18 protein-coding genes are annotated in these 19,860 nt (G+C 62.5%); 3 read left to right on the top strand and 15 right to left on the bottom strand.

The window, feature by feature from the left end; genetic code table 11:
• Positions 1-7 precede the first annotated feature (7 nt).
• The 5 genes from FEM01_RS22260 to FEM01_RS22235 all read right to left on the bottom strand — a co-directional run bounded on the left by FEM01_RS22260 (position 8) and on the right by FEM01_RS22235 (position 6,661).
• Positions 8-1,030: a DUF5924 family protein gene (locus tag FEM01_RS22260; protein WP_138221614.1), complete on the bottom strand. Its 1,023-nt coding sequence runs from the start codon at positions 1,028-1,030 to the stop codon at positions 8-10.
• A gap of 147 nt (positions 1,031-1,177) precedes the next feature.
• Complete coding sequence (locus FEM01_RS22250; protein ID WP_138221613.1) at positions 1,178-2,584, bottom strand: M16 family metallopeptidase; 1,407 nt, start codon at positions 2,582-2,584, stop codon at positions 1,178-1,180.
• 30 nt (positions 2,585-2,614) lie between these two features.
• Entirely contained in the window at positions 2,615-4,273 is a 1,659-nt protein-coding gene (locus FEM01_RS22245; protein ID WP_138221612.1) for a Na/Pi cotransporter family protein, read from the bottom strand.
• A 236-nt stretch (positions 4,274-4,509) separates the two neighbouring features.
• Entirely contained in the window at positions 4,510-5,280 is a 771-nt protein-coding gene (locus FEM01_RS22240; protein WP_138221611.1) for a TerC family protein, read from the bottom strand.
• A gap of 73 nt (positions 5,281-5,353) precedes the next feature.
• The gene (locus tag FEM01_RS22235) at positions 5,354-6,661 is read right to left on the bottom strand and encodes a CitMHS family transporter (protein ID WP_138221610.1); all 1,308 of its coding nucleotides are present in this window, start codon (positions 6,659-6,661) and stop codon (positions 5,354-5,356) included.
• Between the two features lie 269 nt (positions 6,662-6,930).
• On the opposite strand from FEM01_RS22235, the gene FEM01_RS22230 reads away from it, so the two are divergent.
• Positions 6,931-7,332, top strand: coding sequence for a GFA family protein (locus FEM01_RS22230; RefSeq protein ID WP_138221609.1), 402 nt, complete (start codon positions 6,931-6,933; stop codon positions 7,330-7,332).
• 128 nt (positions 7,333-7,460) lie between these two features.
• Here FEM01_RS22230 and FEM01_RS22225 read toward each other — a convergent pair whose 3' ends face one another.
• The 10 genes from FEM01_RS22225 to FEM01_RS22180 all read right to left on the bottom strand — a co-directional run bounded on the left by FEM01_RS22225 (position 7,461) and on the right by FEM01_RS22180 (position 17,228).
• Positions 7,461-9,419 carry a DUF4105 domain-containing protein gene (locus FEM01_RS22225; RefSeq protein ID WP_138221608.1) on the bottom strand — a complete coding sequence of 653 codons (1,959 nt, stop codon included), beginning with the start codon at positions 9,417-9,419 and terminating at the stop codon, positions 7,461-7,463.
• A complete protein-coding gene (locus FEM01_RS22220; protein WP_138221607.1) occupies positions 9,416-9,736 on the bottom strand; it encodes a DUF2388 domain-containing protein in 321 nt (106 codons plus the stop codon). Before FEM01_RS22220 ends, FEM01_RS22225 begins: the two co-directional genes overlap by 4 nt.
• A gap of 37 nt (positions 9,737-9,773) precedes the next feature.
• Positions 9,774-10,067 carry a DUF2388 domain-containing protein gene (locus FEM01_RS22215; protein ID WP_138221606.1) on the bottom strand — a complete coding sequence of 98 codons (294 nt, stop codon included), beginning with the start codon at positions 10,065-10,067 and terminating at the stop codon, positions 9,774-9,776.
• Between the two features lie 87 nt (positions 10,068-10,154).
• Entirely contained in the window at positions 10,155-10,472 is a 318-nt protein-coding gene (locus FEM01_RS22210; RefSeq protein ID WP_138221605.1) for a DUF2388 domain-containing protein, read from the bottom strand.
• 281 nt (positions 10,473-10,753) lie between these two features.
• Entirely contained in the window at positions 10,754-10,969 is a 216-nt protein-coding gene (locus tag FEM01_RS22205; protein WP_138221604.1) for a DUF1127 domain-containing protein, read from the bottom strand.
• Positions 10,970-11,330: 361 nt separating this feature from the next.
• Entirely contained in the window at positions 11,331-12,824 is a 1,494-nt protein-coding gene (locus FEM01_RS22200; RefSeq protein ID WP_138221603.1) for an acetyl-CoA hydrolase/transferase family protein, read from the bottom strand.
• Positions 12,825-13,011: 187 nt separating this feature from the next.
• Positions 13,012-14,448, bottom strand: coding sequence for an NAD(P)(+) transhydrogenase (Re/Si-specific) subunit beta (locus FEM01_RS22195; protein WP_138221602.1), 1,437 nt, complete (start codon positions 14,446-14,448; stop codon positions 13,012-13,014).
• Complete coding sequence (locus FEM01_RS22190) at positions 14,445-14,765, bottom strand: NAD(P) transhydrogenase subunit alpha (protein WP_138221601.1); 321 nt, start codon at positions 14,763-14,765, stop codon at positions 14,445-14,447. The genes FEM01_RS22195 and FEM01_RS22190 overlap by 4 nt, the downstream gene beginning before the upstream one ends.
• A gap of 11 nt (positions 14,766-14,776) precedes the next feature.
• Positions 14,777-15,898 (bottom strand): Re/Si-specific NAD(P)(+) transhydrogenase subunit alpha, encoded by a 1,122-nt coding sequence (locus FEM01_RS22185; protein WP_138221600.1) that lies wholly within the window; start codon positions 15,896-15,898, stop codon positions 14,777-14,779.
• A gap of 418 nt (positions 15,899-16,316) precedes the next feature.
• Entirely contained in the window at positions 16,317-17,228 is a 912-nt protein-coding gene (locus FEM01_RS22180; RefSeq protein WP_138221599.1) for a LysR family transcriptional regulator, read from the bottom strand.
• A gap of 163 nt (positions 17,229-17,391) precedes the next feature.
• On the opposite strand from FEM01_RS22180, the gene FEM01_RS22175 reads away from it, so the two are divergent.
• Together FEM01_RS22175 and FEM01_RS22170 are read left to right on the top strand one after the other, a co-directional pair.
• Positions 17,392-18,573, top strand: coding sequence for an acyl-CoA dehydrogenase (locus tag FEM01_RS22175; RefSeq protein ID WP_138221598.1), 1,182 nt, complete (start codon positions 17,392-17,394; stop codon positions 18,571-18,573).
• A 15-nt stretch (positions 18,574-18,588) separates the two neighbouring features.
• Positions 18,589-19,809 carry a CaiB/BaiF CoA transferase family protein gene (locus tag FEM01_RS22170; RefSeq protein WP_138221597.1) on the top strand — a complete coding sequence of 407 codons (1,221 nt, stop codon included), beginning with the start codon at positions 18,589-18,591 and terminating at the stop codon, positions 19,807-19,809.
• Positions 19,810-19,860: the final 51 nt, after the last annotated feature.

Below are 19,860 nucleotides of genomic sequence, written 5' to 3'. Positions count from 1 at the left end.
AATGGCCTCAACCCGCCGGTGCGTCGTCCACCACCTCGAATCGCAGCACCCCGATGACCTGCCCGTCCTCGGTCAGTACCCGCACCTGCCACTTGCCCACCGGATTGGGCGGGAAGTTCTGCTTGCGGGTCCAGGCGCGGTAGCCTTCTTTACGCCCACCGTGGATGTCCAGGGCGATGCGGTCGACTTCTTTGCCGTCCAGCTGCCACACGTGGTAAATGCGCTCGTCCAGGCCGCGTGGGGCATTGATCGCGGTGTAGGCGTACAAGCCGCCATTGCGGACACGGCTGGCGGGAACCTCGTCCAGCGACGCGCCTGGCTGACGGTTGATTACCTCGGTACTGACCGCCACATCCGTCAGCCACAACGTAGCGGGCGGCACCCACGAGCGCAGCCACCAGCCACCAGCGCCGACCGCCAGGGTCACCAGTACCAGCGCCACGCCACGGCGCCAGGTGCGGATCGGGAAACTGCTGGCAAGGCTGGGGAATGACAGCACCATGGCCGCGATCAGCGCCAGCTTGAAGCTCTGCGCGGTGGTCAGGTGCAAGATGATCGGCAGCGCGGTGAGCATCGCCGCGAACAGCGTCAGGGTGTGCAGGGCCAGGAATAGCCAGCGCCGGGGGGCCAGCCATTTGTAGTACAGCGGGTCGATGATCGAGATCAGGCCCGCCGCGCCGAGCAGGCCGGTGAACACCAGTTGGCCGCTGTTCCAGGTGGTGGTGATGAAGAAGAACGGTAGGACGAAGAACAGGCTTTCCTGGTGGATCATCTGTGTCGCGTAGCGCAACAGCGGCTGTGGGATCTCGCGCTTGAACGTACGCGTGAACAGGCCAGTAAGGGTGTTTTCCAGCATCAGCCAGACCCAGCTGACCAGCATGAGGATGGCGATCCAGCTGGCAAGTCCGGCCTGGCGGTCGACCAGGATGAAGCTACCGATACCAGAGAGGAAACCGCCGAGCGCGATGATGCCGGGGTAGCGCTTGAGCAGTTCGATCACGCGCAGGACGAAATTGGGGATTGGGGGCATGGGTCTACGACAAGGAAAATGAGGTGGCTGTGCCGGCCTCTTCGCGGGTAAACCCGCTCCCACAGGTCTAGCGCAGTCCTTGAGGCACACGCAATACCTGTGGGAGCGGGTTTACCCGCGAAGAGGGCTGTACAGGATACCGCCGATTCACCGCTCCCGTGTAGCATCGCTGGGCTTGGCGGCCTTTGGGCGCCGCCAGCGGATCAGCGCGGCGGCCAGGATCAGCCCCAACACTAACGCCACCCAGCCGTACAGCTCGTCATAGCTGAGCAAGGGCTTTTCGATGCGTAGGTAGCCGGGCTGCTTCAGCAGTTCGTGCAGCGCCTGGTTGGCCTGTGTGAGGCTGACTAGGCGCATTTGACGGACCGGGTCGCTGAAGCGGCCATTGTCGTAGGCGTTGAGCGCGCCCCAGTAGTAGTCGGCCAGCGCGCTGTTGCCCTGTGTGGTCCAGCTTTCGCGCGCGATTGCTGCTTCCTTGATGCGGGCAAAGGTGTCCGGGTCTAGGCCGTGGGTGCGCAGGTGCTCGAACAGTTGGTCGAGCACGTTGAGCGCGGCGTCGAGGTCGTTGCGCTCAAGATCGGCGTTGAGGCTCAGCAGGCCGCTGTCGCCGAAGCTTTCGCGCTGCACCGAAGGGCCATACGACAGGCCGTGGCGCAGGCGCAGTTGGTCGTACAGGGCCCAATCCAGGTAGCGTGACAACAGCTCGAGGGTCTGCTCCTGGCCATCCTCGGGGGTGGGTTCGACGAACAGCCAGTGCAGTTTGACGCTGTCGCCCAGCCAGCCACGGGTCAGGTCACGGCGGTGCTCGGCTTGCTGGGTAATGCTTTCGAGGTTGCGGCGCTCCTCGGGCTCGCTGGCTGGCAGCGTGCCGAAGGTGCGCTCCAGGTAGGCGGGCAGCACGCGGTCGAGCCCACCGACCACGATCAGGCTCATGTTGTTGGCTGCATACCAGCGTTCGCGCAACTGCTGGACCTGTTCAAGGGTCATGTCGTCGAGGTCGGAGCGCTCCTTGCACTTCAGACCCAGCTCGGTCGCCAGCTGGTCGCTGGCCGGGTGGCCAACTTGCTGGCGGTCGAGCCAGCGTTGCAGGTGGCCGTAGTGGCCGCCGTCCTCGCGCTCGATGATGCGCTTGGCGGTGGCCAGGGCCTTGTCATCGATACGCGTGTCGCGCAGCAGCGCCAGTAACAGGTCGAGGACCTTGCGCTGGTTACGTGCTGGCGCCTCGATTACGAAGGTGGTGTCGGCGCTGCTGGTGAAGGCGTTCCACTCCCCGCCCAGTGCTTGCAAGCGTTCTTCCAGGCCACCCTCGCCGGTTTCGTCGATACCGCTGAATAGCAGGTGTTCGAGCAGGTGCGGCAACTCGCGCTGGTTGCAGTCGAAGTCGTCCAGGCCCACGCCGACGACCAGGCGAATCGACACATGATCGCGCTCGTAACCGGATTTTAGGATCACTTGCAGGCCATTGGGCAACAGGTAACCTTCCACCCGCGAACGGTCCAGGGCGAGGCTGGGCAGGCTGCAGATCAGCAGACAAACGAACATCAGGCAACGCATAAGCGAGCTACGGTCTCCGGGATGCGTGGGTCAGGGCTGGCGGGCTTCGTCTGGCACACTGTCGAGCATCAGCCCGCCGGTGTCGGTTCCGCCCAGTACCACATAGGCACTGCTACAGAACAAAGAGTTCAACCGTTTCATGTCCGCAATGAGCTCCAAGTGTAGCGAACTGGTCTCGATGCTCTGCACCACTTTGCGTTGCAGGCGGCTGACATGGGCGTGGGCCAGGCGCCGCTCATGCGCTCGGAAACGACGTTTTTCCCGCAGCAGCAGGCGTGCGCTCTCGGGGTCGGCGCTGAGGAAGACGGTCAGGCCCAGGCGCAGGTTGGACAGCAGTTGCTCTTGCAGGCCGGTCAGTTCCTCCAGGCCCACCTGCGAGAACTCTCGGCGTTGCGAGGTCTTCTGCTGTTGCACCTTGCGCAGCATGCGCTCGATCAGGTCGCAGCCCAGCTTGAGATTGATGGCCAGTTCGATGATCTCGGCCCAACGCCGGTTGTCGGCCTCGCTGAGGTCTTCCCGGGGCATCTGCGCCAGATACAGCTTGATCGCGCTGTACAGTGCTTCGGCGTCCTCGCTCAGGGCACGGACTTGCTGCGGCATGGCCGTGGTGTGGCCGCGCAGGGCGCTGAGCATCGCTTCGAGCAGGCTGTCGACGATATCGCCCAGGCGCAGGGTCTCGCGTGCGGCGTTGGCCAGTGCCAGGCTTGGGGTTGCCAAGGCGGTGGCATCGAGGTGTCGGGGCTTGAGCGGGCCAGTGGTGTTGTCGCGCTCGGGCAGCAGTGTGTTGCACAGCCGGCCCATGAGGGGCACGGTGGGCAGCATGAGCAGGCAGCGCAGGGTGTTGTAGAGCAGGTGGAAGCCGATCACCAGCTCCTGCGGGCTGAAGCTCAGGCTGTCCATCCACTCCACCAGCGGGTGCAGCGCCGGGATGATCAGCACCAGGCCGATCAGCTTGTACAGCAGGCTGCCCAGCGCCACGCGGCGCCCGGCGGCATTCTGCATGCTGGTGCTGATGAACGCCAGCAGGCCGCTGCCGATGTTGGCGCCCACCACCAGGCCAATGGCTACTGGCAGGCTGATCACCTCGGCGCCGGCCAGGGTCGCGGTGAGCAACACGGCGGCTAGGCTTGAATAGGACACCATGGCGAACAGTGCGCCGACCAATGCGTCGAGCAGAATGTCGCCGGTCAGCGAGGCGAACAGCACTTTCACCCCTTGTGCGTGGGTGATCGGGGCAGCGGCCTGCACGATCAGCTCCAGAGCCAGGATGATCAGCCCCAGGCCGATGGCCACGCGGCCCATCTGCCCCAGGCGGGTCTGTTTGCGCGACAGAAAGAAGATCACCCCCACGAACACCAGCAGTGGCGACAGCCAGGACAGGTCGAAGGTCAGCACCCGCGCCATCAGTGCGGTCCCCACGTCCGCTCCGAGCATGATCGCCAAGGCCGGGGTCATGGCCATCAGGCCTTGGCCGACGAATGAGGTGACCAGCATGGCAGTGGCGTTGCTGCTCTGCACAACGGCAGTGACCACGATGCCAGCGATGAACGCCAGTGGGCGTTTGTTCATGTTCTGGCTCAGCACCCGGCGCAGGTTTGAGCCATACACGCGCAGGATGCCGGTGCGCACGATATGCGTGCCCCAGACCAGCAAGGCCACGGCGGAGAGCAGGTTGAGCAAGGTCAGCATGGTCGGGCCCCCTGTGTTCTTGTGCCCCACACGGGGCCAATTGGCAATGCAGTGAGCCTGGCCCGGGGGTGGGCATCGGTTTTGTGCAGGGCTCATTCAAGCTTTAGTTGTTTTGCGTAGCTGCCGCCAGCTTGGCATGGCTGACATCTATTTGAAACAGCTGCGGGGGTGGTGCAGGCCGGGCCGAAACGACACAGGGCCCCGAAGGGCCCTGTGTTTAACCGCGGTTGCAGCGTTTACTGACCGGGAATGTCCTTGCGCAGTTTCACTGCCTCCGGCTCCTGCCCTTGTTTGCGCGCCTTGGCGGTGCGCATGCGGATGTTGATCGCTTCGACCGCCAGCGAGAACGCCATTGCGAAATAGACGTACCCCTTGGGTACATGGACATCGAAGGATTCAGCGATCAGCACCGTACCGACCACGATCAGGAACGAAAGGGCGAGCATCTTCAGCGAAGGGTGCTTGTCGATGAAGTCGCTGATGGTGCCGGCGCAGAGCATCATCACCAGGACGGCGACGATGATCGCGGCAATCATCACCGGTACGTGCGACACCATGCCCACGGCGGTGATCACCGAGTCCAGGGAGAACACGATGTCGATGATCGCGATCTGGATGATGGTGTAGAGGAATTTGCCGCCTGCGCCCTTGGGCGCGTCACTGCTTTCGTCTTCGCCTTCCAGGCCGTGGTAGATCTCTTGCGAGCTTTTCCACAGCAGGAACAGGCCGCCGAAGAACAGGATCAGATCGCGGCCGGAGATACCTTGGCCGAGCACCTCAAAGAGGTCGTCGGTCAGGCGCATGACCCAGGTGATCGACAGCAACAGCATGATCCGCGTGACCATGGCCAGGGCCAGGCCGAAGATCCGGGTGCGAGGCTGCATGTGCTTGGGCATGCGGCTGACCAGGATCGAGATCATGATGATGTTGTCGATCCCGAGCACGATCTCAAGGGCCGTGAGGGTGAAAAAGGCAACCCAGATTTCCGGGCTGGTCAGCCATTCCATGTGTATTCCTTCGAGCGGTAAAGGCCCGACACCCACGTGGAGGGGGTCGGGCGGTTGGGGTGATGCGCTTGTATCAAAGACTGCTGAACAGCGGGAAGGTGCCCAGCGCCAATGCGGCGAACATTATGCACAGGCATACCAGCACTGCCCACTTGAGGGTGAAGCGCTGGTGATCGCCGAACTCGATCCCGGCCAGCGCCACCAGCAGGTAGGTGGAGGGTACCAGCGGGCTGAGCAGGTGTACTGGTTGGCCGACGATCGAGGCTCGAGCCATTTCCACCGGGGTCACGCCGTAGTGGCTGGCGAAGTCCGATAGCACCGGCAGTACGCCGTAGTAGAAGGCGTCGTTGGACATGAAGAAGGTGAACGGCATGCTGACGATGGCGGTGATGACGGCCATGTACGGGCCGAACGCCTCAGGGATGACCGCCAGCAGGCTTTTGGACATGGCCTCGACCATGCCGGTGCCGGACAGGATGCCGGTGAAGATGCCCGCCGCGAAGATCAGCCCGCTTACTGCCAGCACGCTGGACGCGTGGGCCGCGATACGATCCTTCTGCTGTTGCAGGCAGGGGTAGTTGACGATCATGGCGATACTGAAGGCGATCATGAACAGCACCGGCAGCGGCAACACGCCGGCGATCAGCGCGACCATCAGGGCGGCGGTCAGTGCGCCGTTGAACCAGATCAGCTTGGGACGGCGCGCTTCGGGGAACTGCGAGACGCTGATTTCGCTGTGGTCGATGTCGTCGGTGGGCAGGTGCAGCTCGCCCAGACGGGCGCGTTCGCGCTTGCCATACCAGTAGGCGATGGCCAGGATCGCCAGCACACCGAAGGCCATGGCCGGAATCATCGGCACGAAGATGTCCGATGGGTCCACGTGCAGGGCACTGGCGGCGCGTGCGGTCGGACCGCCCCACGGGGTCATGTTCATGACGCCGCCGGCCAGGATAATCAGGCCGGCCATGATCCGTGGGCTCATACCCAGGCGGCTGTACAGCGGCAGCATGGCCGCGCAGCAGATCATGTAGGTGGTGGCGCCGTCACCGTCCATGGACACTACCAAGGCCAGCGCGGCGGTGCCTACCGAGACTTTCAACGGATCGCCCTTGACCAGCTTGAGGATCTTGCGCACGGCCGGGTCGAACAGGCCGGAGTCGATCATCAGGGCGAAGTAGAGAATGGCGAACATCAGCATCACGCCGGTGGGCGCGAGCTTGCTGATGCCTTGCAGCATCATCGGACCGATGTCGCTGTAGAAGCCCCCGAACAGGGCGAACAGGATTGGAACCAGGATCAGCGCGATCAAGGCCGACAGGCGCTTGGTCATGATCAGGTACATGAAGGTGATGACCATGGCAAAGCCGAGGAAGGTCAGCATGGCGGTACTCCAGGCGTGGCGCGGCGAAAAGAAGAAGTATTCGGGCGAGGGTCAGCGCGTCGAGCGCTGCACGAGGAGTAAGCGGAGGGGGATAACGCAAACACGGGCACAGGAAAACATCGGTATCACCATTGTTGTTGTTGGATGGGCCGGGCTCGGAAAATTCCAGATGCCCTGGCGACCGGTCTTACGCCGGTAGTGGCGCTATCCTATGCGGGCAAGCTTTCAGCCAGCTTTCGTCCTGCGCAAGGCGACGGGAGGTCGTATCAATGCTTGAAGTGGTCGAGGGTGGGTGCCATTGCGGCGCTCTACGGTATAGGTTGCGCGGCGATTTGGGTGACGTCGCGCATTGTCATTGCTCGATCTGTCGGCGGGTCAGCGGCGGCACGTTGGTGACCTGGGTGACGCTGGCGCTGAACGATTTCGAATGGCTCTGCGGGTCGCCCCAGCGGTACGTGGCGCCGGACAGTTGCAGCCGCTATTTCTGTGGCGGCTGTGGGGCGCATGTGGCGCTGGTGACCACTCACAGCCCGCAGACCATCGACGTGACAGTGGCGACGCTGGATCAGCCGCAGCGGGCGGTGCCCAAGCGGCATATCTGGGTCGGCAGCCGTTTGCCGTGGATGCGGGTGGACGAGGGCTTGCCGCAGGAGGATGAGGAACGCCTGTAGCCGGAGCCATTCGCGGGTAAACCCGCTTCCACAGGGTTGCGTGAATCCCGAATCCAGCGCAGCCCGTTCTGGCCGGTCCGGCGCGCCGGCAAGGCCGCTTCTACAGGATGGCGTTTAGAACCGTGTGGTCAGGGCAACTGCAATCCGCCCGCCGCCTTGTGCAGCGCCCTCAGGTGTTCGCCCACCTGCTTGATATTGGCCTCGACCGCCTTGATCTCCCTGCCCCGCTCCGGTCCCAGCAGCGCCCTCACCTGCTGGTCGAGGGTGGTGCTCAATTGCAGCAACTGCGCCTGACGCTCACTGCTCACCTGCTCCAGTTGCTTGCGCTCATCCGGCTGCGGCAGGCCATAGCCACCCGCCCCCAGCAGCTCAGCCGGACGGCTGAGGAAGCCACTGTTGGCCAGCATCGCCTGCAAGGTTTCGTTGGCTTTGTCGAAGCTGCCATCCTTGAGCGCCCGCTCATTCAGGTAGCGCTGTTTCACCTCGTCCTGGGCGAGCAGCAGCTGGCGGCGCAGTGCGGCCTGTTCGAGCAGCAACAACGCCGCGCTGGTACGCAGGTCGGCGCGCTCGAACCATGGGCGGCGCGCCTCGGCGTCCTGGGCCAGCCAGTCCTCAACGGCGCTCTGCTTGACCGGGAGCTGCTTTTTCAGCACCTCGAACATGGCTTGGTAGCGGTCGCGGTACGAGTCGAAGCGATAGCCCAGGCGCAGTGCTTCGCGCGGGTCATCCAGCACGCTGGTGTCGGCCAGGCCGCGACCTTTGAGCACTTCCAGCAGACCATTGGGCATGATCGCGTCGAGGTCGTTCAGGCGCGGGTTAGCGCTGCCACTGCGCAGTAACTTGAGCGATTCCACCGCGCAGTTGTTGGACAGGAAGTAGTAGTTGCCGTCGTAGCTCCAGTGCATCTCGGCTGCTTGGCGTACCAGGTTCTCGATCTCGCTGCGGCTGAGCTTGAGGGGCACCGAGGCCAGGCTACGCAGTTCGGTCTTGGTGTATTCGTCGATCACCTGCCCCAGTGGCAACACGAACAGCCGCGATGGGTAGGCGCCGGTGAGGCCGTCCCAGCTGGACAGCTGTACGTCGTTGACGAAGGCGCGGTACGACAGCACCAGGCTTTGGTCCAGGTCCAGGCGGCAGTCTGGGCCCCGCGGGCGGCCGGGGGCGCAGATGACCAGGCGCAGCATGCTGTGGCCCCAGCGGCTGACCCAGTTCTGGTTGGCTTCGGCCAGCAAGTAGTCAACTTGGTAGACGCGCTCGGGGTCGATTTCGCCCAGCGGTTGGCGGGCGAAGTCGTTGCCGGCGTTGAGAAACGGCAAGCCCTTGGCGCACGTATCCTGTTGCGGCGCCCAGCCGAAGTGGTCACGTAGGTATTGATTGAGCGCCGGTCGGCGGCAGGCGTAGCTCGGGTCGAGGAGGAAATACTCCATGTTGACCGCGATGAATTCCTTCGGGCTGCTCAACTCGTAGGCGTCGGGGCTGCGCACCCTTTGGCCGTTGTGCTGTTCGCGCTCGCCGCGGCGGCCCACGTACTGCGGCCAGCCGGCAAGGTCGAGCAGACGCGGATCGTCGCTCAGGGTGAAGCGGCGCTCGGCCTCGCCTCGACAGTCCTGAGGCAGGCCTACCTTGCCTAGGGTGTCCTGCTGGCGCTTGCAGCGGCTGATCAGTTGGCGCTCGGCGCTCGGCCACAGGCGGGCACGGTCGTAGATATGGGTCAGTTCATGCAGGACCGTGGCCAGCAGTTCCTCGCGCACTGTGCCGTGGGGGCGGCCGGTCTTTTCGCGGGCAGCACTGCCATCGACCAGGCTGGGTAGCAAGCGGCGATTGAGGTCCAGGGTCGAGACAGGGGTCGCCTGTCCGTAGGCATCCTCGGGCATGTGCGCGGACCAGCTGACCAGCACCTGGCGGTCGAGGGCCTGCTTGAAGCGTGGTGGCAGCTTGGCCATGGCTTCATCGAGCAATACTTGGGTGGCTTGTCGTTGCGCAGGGTCGAGGCTGTCGGCCTGCAGCGTCAGCTGCAGGTCGGCCAGGGCGGGCGTGCCAAGCAGCGTCAGGACGCAGCCTAGCAGCCAGGCACGCACGCGCTTCACAGAGCGAGAATGGCTTCGGCCAGCACCTGGTCGCTGGCGTCACGGGCCTCGGGTACGCGGGCGCGCAGGGTGTCGAACGCGGCTTCGAGCTGCGCGCCACGGATGTCACCGTCGCTGGCAACGAAGCTGGCGGCGTCATCGTGGGCCTCGCGTACCACTTTCGAGTCGCGGATCGAGGTGGTGGTGTCGGAGGTGAAATCGATCGAACGGCCAAAGGCACGGACGATGATGTTGCTGGTGGCCACCAAGGTGTGTGCCTGAGCCAAGTCAGCCAACAGCAACATGCCGAGGGTGGCGGCGATCAGCGGTTTACGCATGGAGCATCTCCAAAAGATACGAAGGAGTCAGAGGTATTCATTGGACGAGAATTGCCTCGGCCAGTTCAAGATCGCCGACAGCATGACAGGCGCGCTGTTCACGCAGCGAAATCAGCGCCGCTTGCAGGCGTGCACCCCGAATCATGCCATCGGTGGCGACGAACGCGGCAGCATCGTCACGGGCGGCGGCGACGACCTTGCGATCGAATGGCGCGGTGGTCACCTGGCTGGTGACGTAGCCAGTGACAACGAGGCTCTGGGTGGTGACATCCATGGCATGGGCGCTCCCAACACCGGCCAAGGCGAACAGCAAAGGCGGTAAATAACGCATAGGCTCTCGGGTGGTCGTGGTTTCGGGCGGCGAAGGCTACCCCGGATGCACGGGCCAGGGCTAGTGAATCCGGGCGCGAGGCTTGTGTTAGAGCGTCAGGATAGCGCGTGCCAGTTGCGTGTCGCTGGCTTGCAGGTCGGGCAGTTGCTGGCGAATGTGCACGAAGGCACTTTCCAGTTTGGCACCGCGAATGGCGCCTTCGCTGCCAACGAAGCTGGCGGCATCGTCGCGAGCGGCCTGGACGATCTTGTCGTCGCGCAACGACGAGGTCACGTCCGAGGTGGCGTCAGTGGTCGCGGCAAGCGCACCGACCACGGCGTCGGTGGTGACCACGAAGCTGGTGGCGTGAGCCGCGCCGGTCAGCGACAGCAGCAACGCGGCGCCAAGCAGATGATTATGGGACATGGTTGGAACTCCTGCGCAGGTCTGTGTCTGTGTGTTACGGGCTCGGTACGGATGGGCGTGGCCAGGCGTGTATGACAAGCGTAACACGTGCCGGTTCGCCCCTCTGCAGTGAGCAGGGATGACAAAACGTAACTGTTGCTGTCATTTAATAGATTTACAAAACTGTAATTGTCGCGGCCTGGACCGCTCTATTGTGCGGCATACAAACAAAAAACCCGTCGCAGTCACCTGCGACGGGTTCTTGTGAATTCGCGGTTGCGGCCTGGGCCGCAGACCGGTGCTTAGCGCCAGAAAGGCTTGCTCAGCTCTTCGTAACGCTGCGACTCGCTGATACCGGCGTCAGCCAGCAGGCGGGCGTCCAGACGGGCCAGTTGACGACGGCTGGCCATGCGGCGCTGCCACAGCAGCAGGGTCGACAGGGCGCGCAGCGGCAGCGAGGCGTTGGAAGCTTGGGCGTTGCTTTCGAAAACCAGACCGGAACTGAGGGTACGTTCCATGATTGACATCCTTCCGCTTATGGCGGGATTAGGTAGTGATTTAACTGGTGCCCATCTTCCTCCTCCGCTGTCCATAACAGTAGATACAGTTCAACAGTAATACGCTCACTCAGTTAACTGTGTAATGCCGCTGTTGCACTCAAAATTGGCTAAACTGTACTGGTCTGCACCAATAGTGTGCATTTTGACGTGAAGGCTCCTTCGCCCTGTTCGGTAGGGCGAGGACTTACCAGTACAGTAGAACAGTTATTTGATCTTGGTGTGTCGGTCCAAACGCATCGCGGGGCAGACCCGCTCTCACATGACCTGGTAGGGGTCTTGTGGGAGCGGGTCTGCCCCGCGATTGAGTCGCTTACAAGGATCAGCTGGCCAACATGCGCCCGCTTTCTTCCAGGTTCTCGTGCCAGCTCAAGGCCTCGCGCAAGATGTGCGGAGTGTGGCCGCCGCGCTGGCAGGCACGCTCGAAGTAGTCGTTGAGGGCCGCGCGATAGTCCGGGTGTACACAGTTGTCGATGATTACCCGCGCGCGTTCCCGCGGTGCCAGCCCGCGCAGGTCGGCCAGGCCCACCTCGGTCACCAGGATGTCGACATCGTGTTCGGTGTGGTCCACGTGACTGACCATCGGCACCACGCTGGAAATCGCACCGCCCTTGGCGATCGACTTGGTGACGAAGATGGCCAAGTGCGCGTTGCGGGCGAAGTCGCCCGAGCCGCCGATGCCGTTCATCATCCTGGTACCGCAGACGTGTGTGGAGTTGACGTTGCCATAAATGTCGAACTCCAGTGCGGTGTTGATGCCGATGATACCCAGGCGACGTACCACTTCAGGGTGGTTGGAGATTTCCTGCGGGCGCAGTACCAGCTTGTCTTTGTAGCGCTCCAGGTTGCCGAACACATCGGCGTTGCGCCGGCTCGACAGGGTGATCGAGCTGCCCGAGGCGAAGCTCAGTTTGCCCGCGTCAATCAGGTCGAAGGTCGAGTCCTGCAGCACTTCGGAGTACATGGTCAGGTCTTCGAACGGTGACTCGATCAGACCGCACATCACCGCGTTGGCGATGCTGCCGATACCGGCTTGCAGTGGGCCGAGCTTGTTGGTCATGCGCCCGGCCTCCACTTCGCGCTTGAAGAAGGCGATCAGGTGGTCGGCAATGCCTTGGGTTTCGTGGTCAGGCGGCAGCACGGTGGACGGCGAGTCCGGCTGGTCGCTGATGACGATGCCGACGATCTTGGCCGGATCGATCGGGATGGCAGTGCTGCCGATGCGATCGTCCACCTTAACCAGCGGGATTGGCGTACGGGTCGGGCGGTAGGTCGGGATATAGATGTCGTGCAGGCCTTCGAGGTTGGTGTTGTGCGACAGGTTGATTTCGACGATGACCTGCTTGGCGAAGATCGCGAAACTGGCCGAGTTGCCGACCGAGGTGGTCGGCACGATATGGCCTTGCTCGGTAATGGCCACCGCTTCGATCACCGCGATGTCCGGCAGGGTGAGCTGTTTGTTGCGCAACTGCTCGACGGTTTCCGACAGGTGCTGGTCGATGAACATCACCTGGCCATCGTTGATGGCCTTGCGCAGGGTGCTGTCGACCTGGAACGGCATGCGGCGGGCCAGTACGCCGGCCTCGGTCAGTTGCTTGTCCAGATCGTTGCCCAGGCTGGCGCCGGTCATCAGGCTGATCTTCAGCGGCGACTGTTTAGCACGCTCGGCCAGTGCGTGTGGCACGGCCTTGGCTTCGCCGGCGCGGGTGAAACCGCTCATGCCGACGGTCATGCCGTCCTGGATCAGTCCAGCGGCATCAGCCGCACTCATTACCTTGCTGTGCAGGGAGGACAAGCGGATACGATCACGGTACATGGATTGTTATCTCGGGCTACTGAGGCTACTGGGAGCGCAGTCTAGAGATTTCGCCCGATGCCGTCCCGCGACCATGGTCGTATGCCAGGGCCGGAAGTAGAGCCGTTGATCTGGATCAAGCCAATCAAAAGGCCCCCGCGGAATAACTCCTCGGGGGCCTTATGCGCTTCTTTATATAGGGGTGGTGTTATTCCACGGCCTTGACCATGTCTTCGATGACTTTTTTCGCGTCGCCGAACACCATCATGGTCTTGTCCAGGTAGAACAGCTCGTTATCCAGGCCCGCATAGCCACTGGCCATGGAGCGCTTGTTGACGATGATGGTCTTGGCCTTGAACGCTTCGAGGATCGGCATGCCGGCGATCGGCGATTTGGGATCGTTCTTGGCTGCCGGGTTGACGACGTCGTTGGCACCCAGGACCAGTACCACATCGGCCTGGCCGAACTCGGCGTTGATGTCTTCCATCTCGAACACCTGGTCGTACGGCACCTCGGCTTCGGCCAGCAGCACGTTCATGTGCCCAGGCATGCGCCCCGCCACCGGATGGATCGCGTACTTCACGGTCACGCCGTTGTGGGTCAGCTTCTCGGTCAATTCCTTGAGTGCATGCTGGGCGCGTGCCACCGCCAAGCCGTAACCGGGGACGATGATTACGCTGTCGGCGTTGCTCAACAGGAAGGTGGCATCGTCGGCTGAGCCGGACTTCACTGGGCGCTGCTCTTTCGTACCTTGTGTTGTGCCAGTATCGGTATCGCCACCAAAGCCGCCGAGGATCACGTTGAAGAACGAGCGGTTCATCGCCTTGCACATAATGTACGAGAGGATCGCACCGGACGAACCGACCAACGAACCTGCGATGATCAGCATCGAGTTGTTCAGCGAGAAGCCGATACCGGCCGCTGCCCAGCCCGAGTAGCTGTTGAGCATGGAGACCACCACCGGCATGTCGGCGCCGCCGATTGGGATGATGATCAGTACGCCCATGATGAAGGCCAGCACCAGCATCAGGGTGAACGCGCTGTAGTGGCCAGTGAAGGTGAACAGCAGCCCCAGGGCGATGGTGGCCAAGCCCAGGATCAGATTCAGTTTGTGCTGACCGACGAACTGTACCGGTGCGCCCTGGAACAGGCGGAACTTGTACTTGCCCGACAGCTTGCCGAACGCGATCACCGAGCCGGAGAAGGTAATGGCACCAATCGCCGCGCCGAGGAACAGCTCCAGACGGTTACCGGTCGGGATCGGATCGCTGATGGTGGCCACGATGCCCATCGACTGTGGCTCTAGCACCGCCGCGATGGCGATGAATACCGCCGCCAGGCCGATCATGCTGTGCATGAATGCGACCAGCTCGGGCATCTTGGTCATCTCGACACGCTTGGCCATGATCGAGCCGGCAGTACCGCCGACCAGCAGGCCGACGATCACGTAGCCGATGCCGGCGGTCGCCAGCTCAGCCCCGAGTTTGTAGATCAGGCCTACCGTGGTGAGGATGGCGATCCCCATGCCAAGCATGCCGAACAGGTTGCCGCGCCGCGAGGTGGTCGGGTGCGACAGGCCCTTGAGCGCCTGGATGAAGCAGACCGAAGCGACCAGGTACAGAAGTGTTACCAGATTCATGCTCATGCTGACTTCTGCGCCTCGTTCTTGGTTTTCTTCTTGAACATCTCAAGCATGCGGCGGGTGACCAGGAAGCCACCGAACACATTGACTGCGGCCAGTGCCACGGCCAGGGTGCCCATCAGCTTGCCTGCCGGGGTGACGGTCAGCGCGGCCGCCAGCATGGCGCCGACGATGACGATCGCCGAGATGGCGTTGGTCACGGCCATCAGCGGGGTGTGCAGGGCCGGGGTGACGTTCCATACCACGTGGTAGCCGACATAGATGGCGAGCACGAAGATGATCAGGTTATAGATGCCGTGGGAAATCAGCATGTCTTCCATTGTCGTGCTCCTCAGCCGTTTTTGCGCACGACTTGGCCGTCGCGGCACATCAGGCACGCGGCGACAATGTCGTCTTCGAGGTTGATGGTCAGTGCGCCGTCCTTGTCGAACAGCAGCTTCATGAAGTCCAGCAGGTTGCGTGCGTACAGCGCCGATGCATCGGCACTCACCTGGGCGGGCAGGTTGGTCGGTCCTACGATGATCACGCCATTGGTTTGAACCACCTGGTCGGCGACGGTCAGCGGGCAGTTGCCGCCTTGGGCAGCAGCCAGATCGATGACCACCGAACCGGGCTTCATCTGTGCGACGGTTTCGGCGCTGAGCAAAGTGGGGGCCTTGCGTCCTGGGATCAGTGCGGTGGTGATGACAATGTCGGCCTGCTTGGCGCGCTCGTGCACGGCCTGCGCTTGACGCTGCATCCAGCTGGCCGGCATCGGCCGGGCATAGCCGCCCACCCCTTCGGCGCAGGCGCGTTCTTCATCGGTCTCGTAGGGCACATCGATGAACTTGGCGCCTAGGGACTCGATCTGCTCCTTCACCGCCGGGCGTACATCCGACGCTTCGATCACCGCGCCCAGGCGCTTCGCCGTGGCGATGGCCTGCAGGCCAGCGACACCGGCGCCCAGAATCAGCACGCGGGCTGCCTTCACCGTGCCGGCAGCGGTCATCAGCATGGGCATGAAGCGCGGATAGTGATGGGCCGCCAGCAGCACGGCTTTATAGCCGGCAATGTTGGCCTGGGACGACAGCACGTCGAGGCTTTGGGCCCGCGATGTACGTGGCGCGGCCTCCAGGGCGAAGGCAGTGATACCTCGCTCGGCCATCTTGCCGATCAGTTCGCTGTTGAACGGGTTGAGCATGCCCACCAGCAGGCTGCCGCGGTTGATAAGGGCAAGCTCCTGATCGTTGGGCGCGACCACCTTGAGCACCAACTGCGCGCCGAAGGCATCGGCCGCTTCGCCCAGTTTCGCGCCAACGGCTTCGAAGGCCGTGTCCGGGATGCTGGCATTGAGCCCAGCGCCCCGTTGCACGGTGACCTGATGGCCCTGGCCTATCAGTTTCTTGAGGGTTTCCGGGGTCGCGGCGACCCTTGTCTCACCGGTCTGCGTCTCGAGAGGAACACCAATGTGCACGACTTTGTCTCCTGCGGTGACCTTTTGTCTTTATAAAAACCCGCGCACTTCGGAAGGTGCAGCTGGGCGGTCGTAGAGCACGACCCCGCCGGATCCCGGCCGGGGGAGGCATTTTGCAGACGAACCCAAGGGCCTTCAACCGGTTCTGAAGCGATACGAACTCAAAACTACAAGTCATCCTGTGACCGTATGTCGCAACTGACGGCTAGAAACCCTTCAAGGACGCGCTATTTCGAGGTTAGGAGGAATTTTGAAAATTTTTTGCCGATGATCGTTAGTAGCGTGGTGAATGTCGCAAAATACGCTGCAAAACCGCGCGGCTGCTAGGGTTGATCGAGTTTTTCGTGTCATTGGTACAGATTACGAATTGGCGACAAATACGTATATCTGTAGGTGTTTAGAATAATTGACTACCGGGTCAGCTCTGTCGTTTTTCAAGCGCCGTGTACTGTTGCGCCTGTGCCACCAGCCAGTCTCGGAAGGCCCGCAGCGAGGCGGATTCCACCTTCCGCTCGGGAATCATCAGATGGTAGGCCTTGTCGCTGGACAGGGCATGCCTGTTTGCGACCACCAGCCTGCCCTCTTCCAACTCGCGCTGGATCAGGAACGGTGGGATCAGTGCTATGCCCATCTCGTGCATGGCCGCTTGGGCCAGCATTGAAAACAGTTCGTAGCGAGGGCCGGTCAAATCGCGCTCGACGCTCATGCCCTGCCCGCCGAACCATTGTCGCCAGGCGTAAGGGCGTGTGGTCTGCTGCAGTAACGGCAACTCGGCAATCCGCTTGGCCTCAAGTCTATCTTGGCCGCCCAGCAAGGCTGGGCTGCACACCGGCAGCGGGTTCTCGCCCATCAGGCGATGGGCCTGGGTGCCCGACCAGTCGGCATCGCCGAAGTAGATGGCGGCATCGAACGGAGTATCGGCGAACAGGAAAGGTCGCGTGCGGTTGGTGAGGTTGACCGTGACCTCCGGGTGGCGCCGCTGGAAGTCCTTGAGCCTGGGCAAAAGCCATTGAGTGCCGAAGGTTGGCACTACCGCCAGCTCTATCACGTTCGCGCCCTGCTGGCGCATGACCGACAGCGTGTCGCGCTCCACGGCATCGAGCTGCGCCGAGACCTGGCGGCTATAGGACAGGCCCGCTTCGGTCAGCTTCACGCCACGGCGCGAGCGCCGGAACAGTTCCACGTTGAGGAACGCTTCCAGGCCACCGATCTGCCGACAGACCGCGCCTTGGGTAAGGGCCAGTTCATGGGCAGCCTTGGTGAAGCTCTCGTGGCGTGCCGCCGCTTCGAAGCAAACCAGGGCTGTGGTGCTCGGGATCTTACGGCGCATGTACGTCGACCTCACTAGTTAGTCAGCAGACTTGGCGTTTGGCTGATTACGAAGTGAGAAAATATCACTAAAGCGTGCGCAATCCTCGTTTGTCGTGCCGACGGTTCGGGCCTAGGATCAATCCAACGCCACCCTTCCCTGCCCGACTTCGAGGTTTCTGCACATGGCCGGTAAAGCAAGCTTCAACTGGATCGATCCCCTGCTGCTCGACCAGCAGCTCACTGAAGAGGAGCGCATGGTGCGTGACAGCGCTTTCCAATTCGCCCAGGACAAGCTGGCTCCGCGTGTGCTGGAGGCGTTCCGTCATGAGCAGACCGACCCTGCGATCTTCCGCGAAATGGGCGAAGTGGGTCTGTTGGGTGCGACCATCCCCGAGCAGTACGGCGGTAGTGGCTTGAACTATGTGTGCTACGGGCTGATTGCGCGCGAGGTGGAGCGCATCGACTCGGGCTACCGCTCGATGATGAGCGTGCAGTCTTCATTGGTGATGGTGCCGATCAACACATTCGGCAGCGAAGCACAGAAGCAGAAGTATCTGCCCAAGCTGGCCACCGGGGAGTGGATTGGTTGCTTCGGCTTGACCGAGCCCAACCACGGTTCCGATCCAGGTTCGATGATTACCCGTGCGCGCAAGGTCGAGGGTGGCTATCGCCTGACGGGCGCCAAGATGTGGATCACCAACAGTCCGATCGCCGATGTGTTCGTGGTCTGGGCCAAGGATGACGCAGGCGATATTCGCGGCTTCATCCTGGAAAAAGGCTGGCAAGGGCTCAGCGCCCCGGCGATTCACGGCAAGGTTGGCCTGCGCGCCTCGATCACCGGCGAAATCGTCATGGACAACGTATTCGTGCCCGAAGAGAACATCTTCCCGCAGGTGCGTGGCCTCAAGGGGCCGTTCACTTGCCTCAACTCCGCCCGCTACGGCATTTCCTGGGGTGCGTTGGGGGCGGCCGAAGCCTGCTGGCACACGGCTCGCCAGTACACGTTGGATCGCCAGCAGTTTGGCCGGCCGTTGGCAGCCAACCAGCTGATTCAGAAGAAGCTCGCTGACATGCAGACCGAAATCACCTTGGGCTTGCAGGGTTGCCTGCGCCTCGGGCGGATGAAGGATGAAGGCACCGCTGCCGTTGAGATCACCTCCATCATGAAGCGCAATTCGTGCGGCAAGGCCCTGGATATCGCTCGCATGGCGCGTGACATGCTCGGTGGCAATGGCATCTCCGACGAATTCGGCGTGGCGCGTCACTTGGTCAACCTTGAAGTGGTCAACACTTATGAAGGCACCCATGACGTGCATGCGCTGATCCTTGGGCGTGCGCAGACCGGCATCCAGGCGTTCTATTAATAGAGGAGCCAGGCCATGGGTGCGCTTTCCCATCTGCGGGTGCTGGATCTTTCACGGGTGCTGGCCGGGCCGTGGTCGGGGCAGATCCTCGCTGATCTTGGGGCGGACGTGATCAAGGTCGAGCGTCCAGGCTCGGGGGATGATACCCGCGCTTGGGGGCCGCCCTTCCTCAAGGACGCCGCGGGGGAAAATACCAGTGAGGCGGCTTATTACCTGTCGGCCAATCGCAACAAGCGTTCGGTGACCATCGATTTCACCCAGCCCGAGGGGCAGCGCCTTGTGCGTGAGCTAGCGGCCAAGTCGGATGTGGTGATCGAGAACTTCAAGGTAGGTGGCTTGGCGGGCTATGGGCTGGACTATGAAAGCCTGAAGGCGATGAACCCGAAGCTTGTGTACTGCTCGATTACCGGCTTCGGTCAGACCGGGCCATATGCCAAGCGGGCGGGGTACGACTTCATGATCCAGGGGCTGGGTGGGCTGATGAGCCTGACTGGACGCCCGGAGGGTGAAGACGGTGCAGGACCTGTGAAGGTAGGTGTCGCATTGACCGACATCCTGACGGGCCTTTATTCCACGGTGGCGATACTGGCTGCCCTCGCCCACCGTGACCAGGCGGGGATTGGCCAACACATCGACATGGCGTTGCTGGATGTTCAGGTGGCATGCCTCGCCAATCAGGCGATGAACTACCTCACCACAGGAGTCTCGCCTCGTCGCCTGGGGAATGCGCATCCCAACATCGTGCCTTATCAGGACTTTCCCACGGCGGATGGGGATTTCATCCTCACCGTTGGTAATGATGGGCAGTTCCGAAAGTTCGCCGAGGTGGCCGGTCAGCCGCAGTGGGCGGATGATCCGCGCTTCGCGACCAATAAGCAGCGAGTGGCGCACCGTGCTGAGCTCATCCCATTGATTCGCCAGGCGACAGTGTTCAAGACCACGGCCGAATGGGTGAGTGCGTTGGAGCAGGCTGGTGTGCCTTGTGGTCCGATCAACGATCTGGCGCAGATGTTCCAGGATCCGCAGGTGCTCGCCCGTGGGTTGGCGGTGAATATTCCCCACCCGCTCGCCGGGAGCGTCCCGCAGGTGGCTAGCCCGATCAGGCTATCGCAGACGCCGGTGGAGTATCGGCAGGCGCCGCCGTTACTGGGCGAGCACACCGAGGCGGTGCTCGGCGAAGTGCTGGGGCTGAGTGCCGAGGCTGTGCAGCGGCTGCGTGGGGCGGGTGTGCTCTGACGCTTCTCTCTATATAAAGCGGGGAGGCCGACAGGCCTCCCCGCTTTGTTT

Origin of the sequence: Pseudomonas mosselii (assembly GCF_005796105.1) — a bacterium.
Taxonomy (GTDB): Bacteria; Pseudomonadota; Gammaproteobacteria; order Pseudomonadales; family Pseudomonadaceae; genus Aquipseudomonas; species Aquipseudomonas mosselii_C.
Note: the sequence above shows the minus strand (reverse complement) of the source record. Positions and strands in the feature narration are given on the sequence as shown.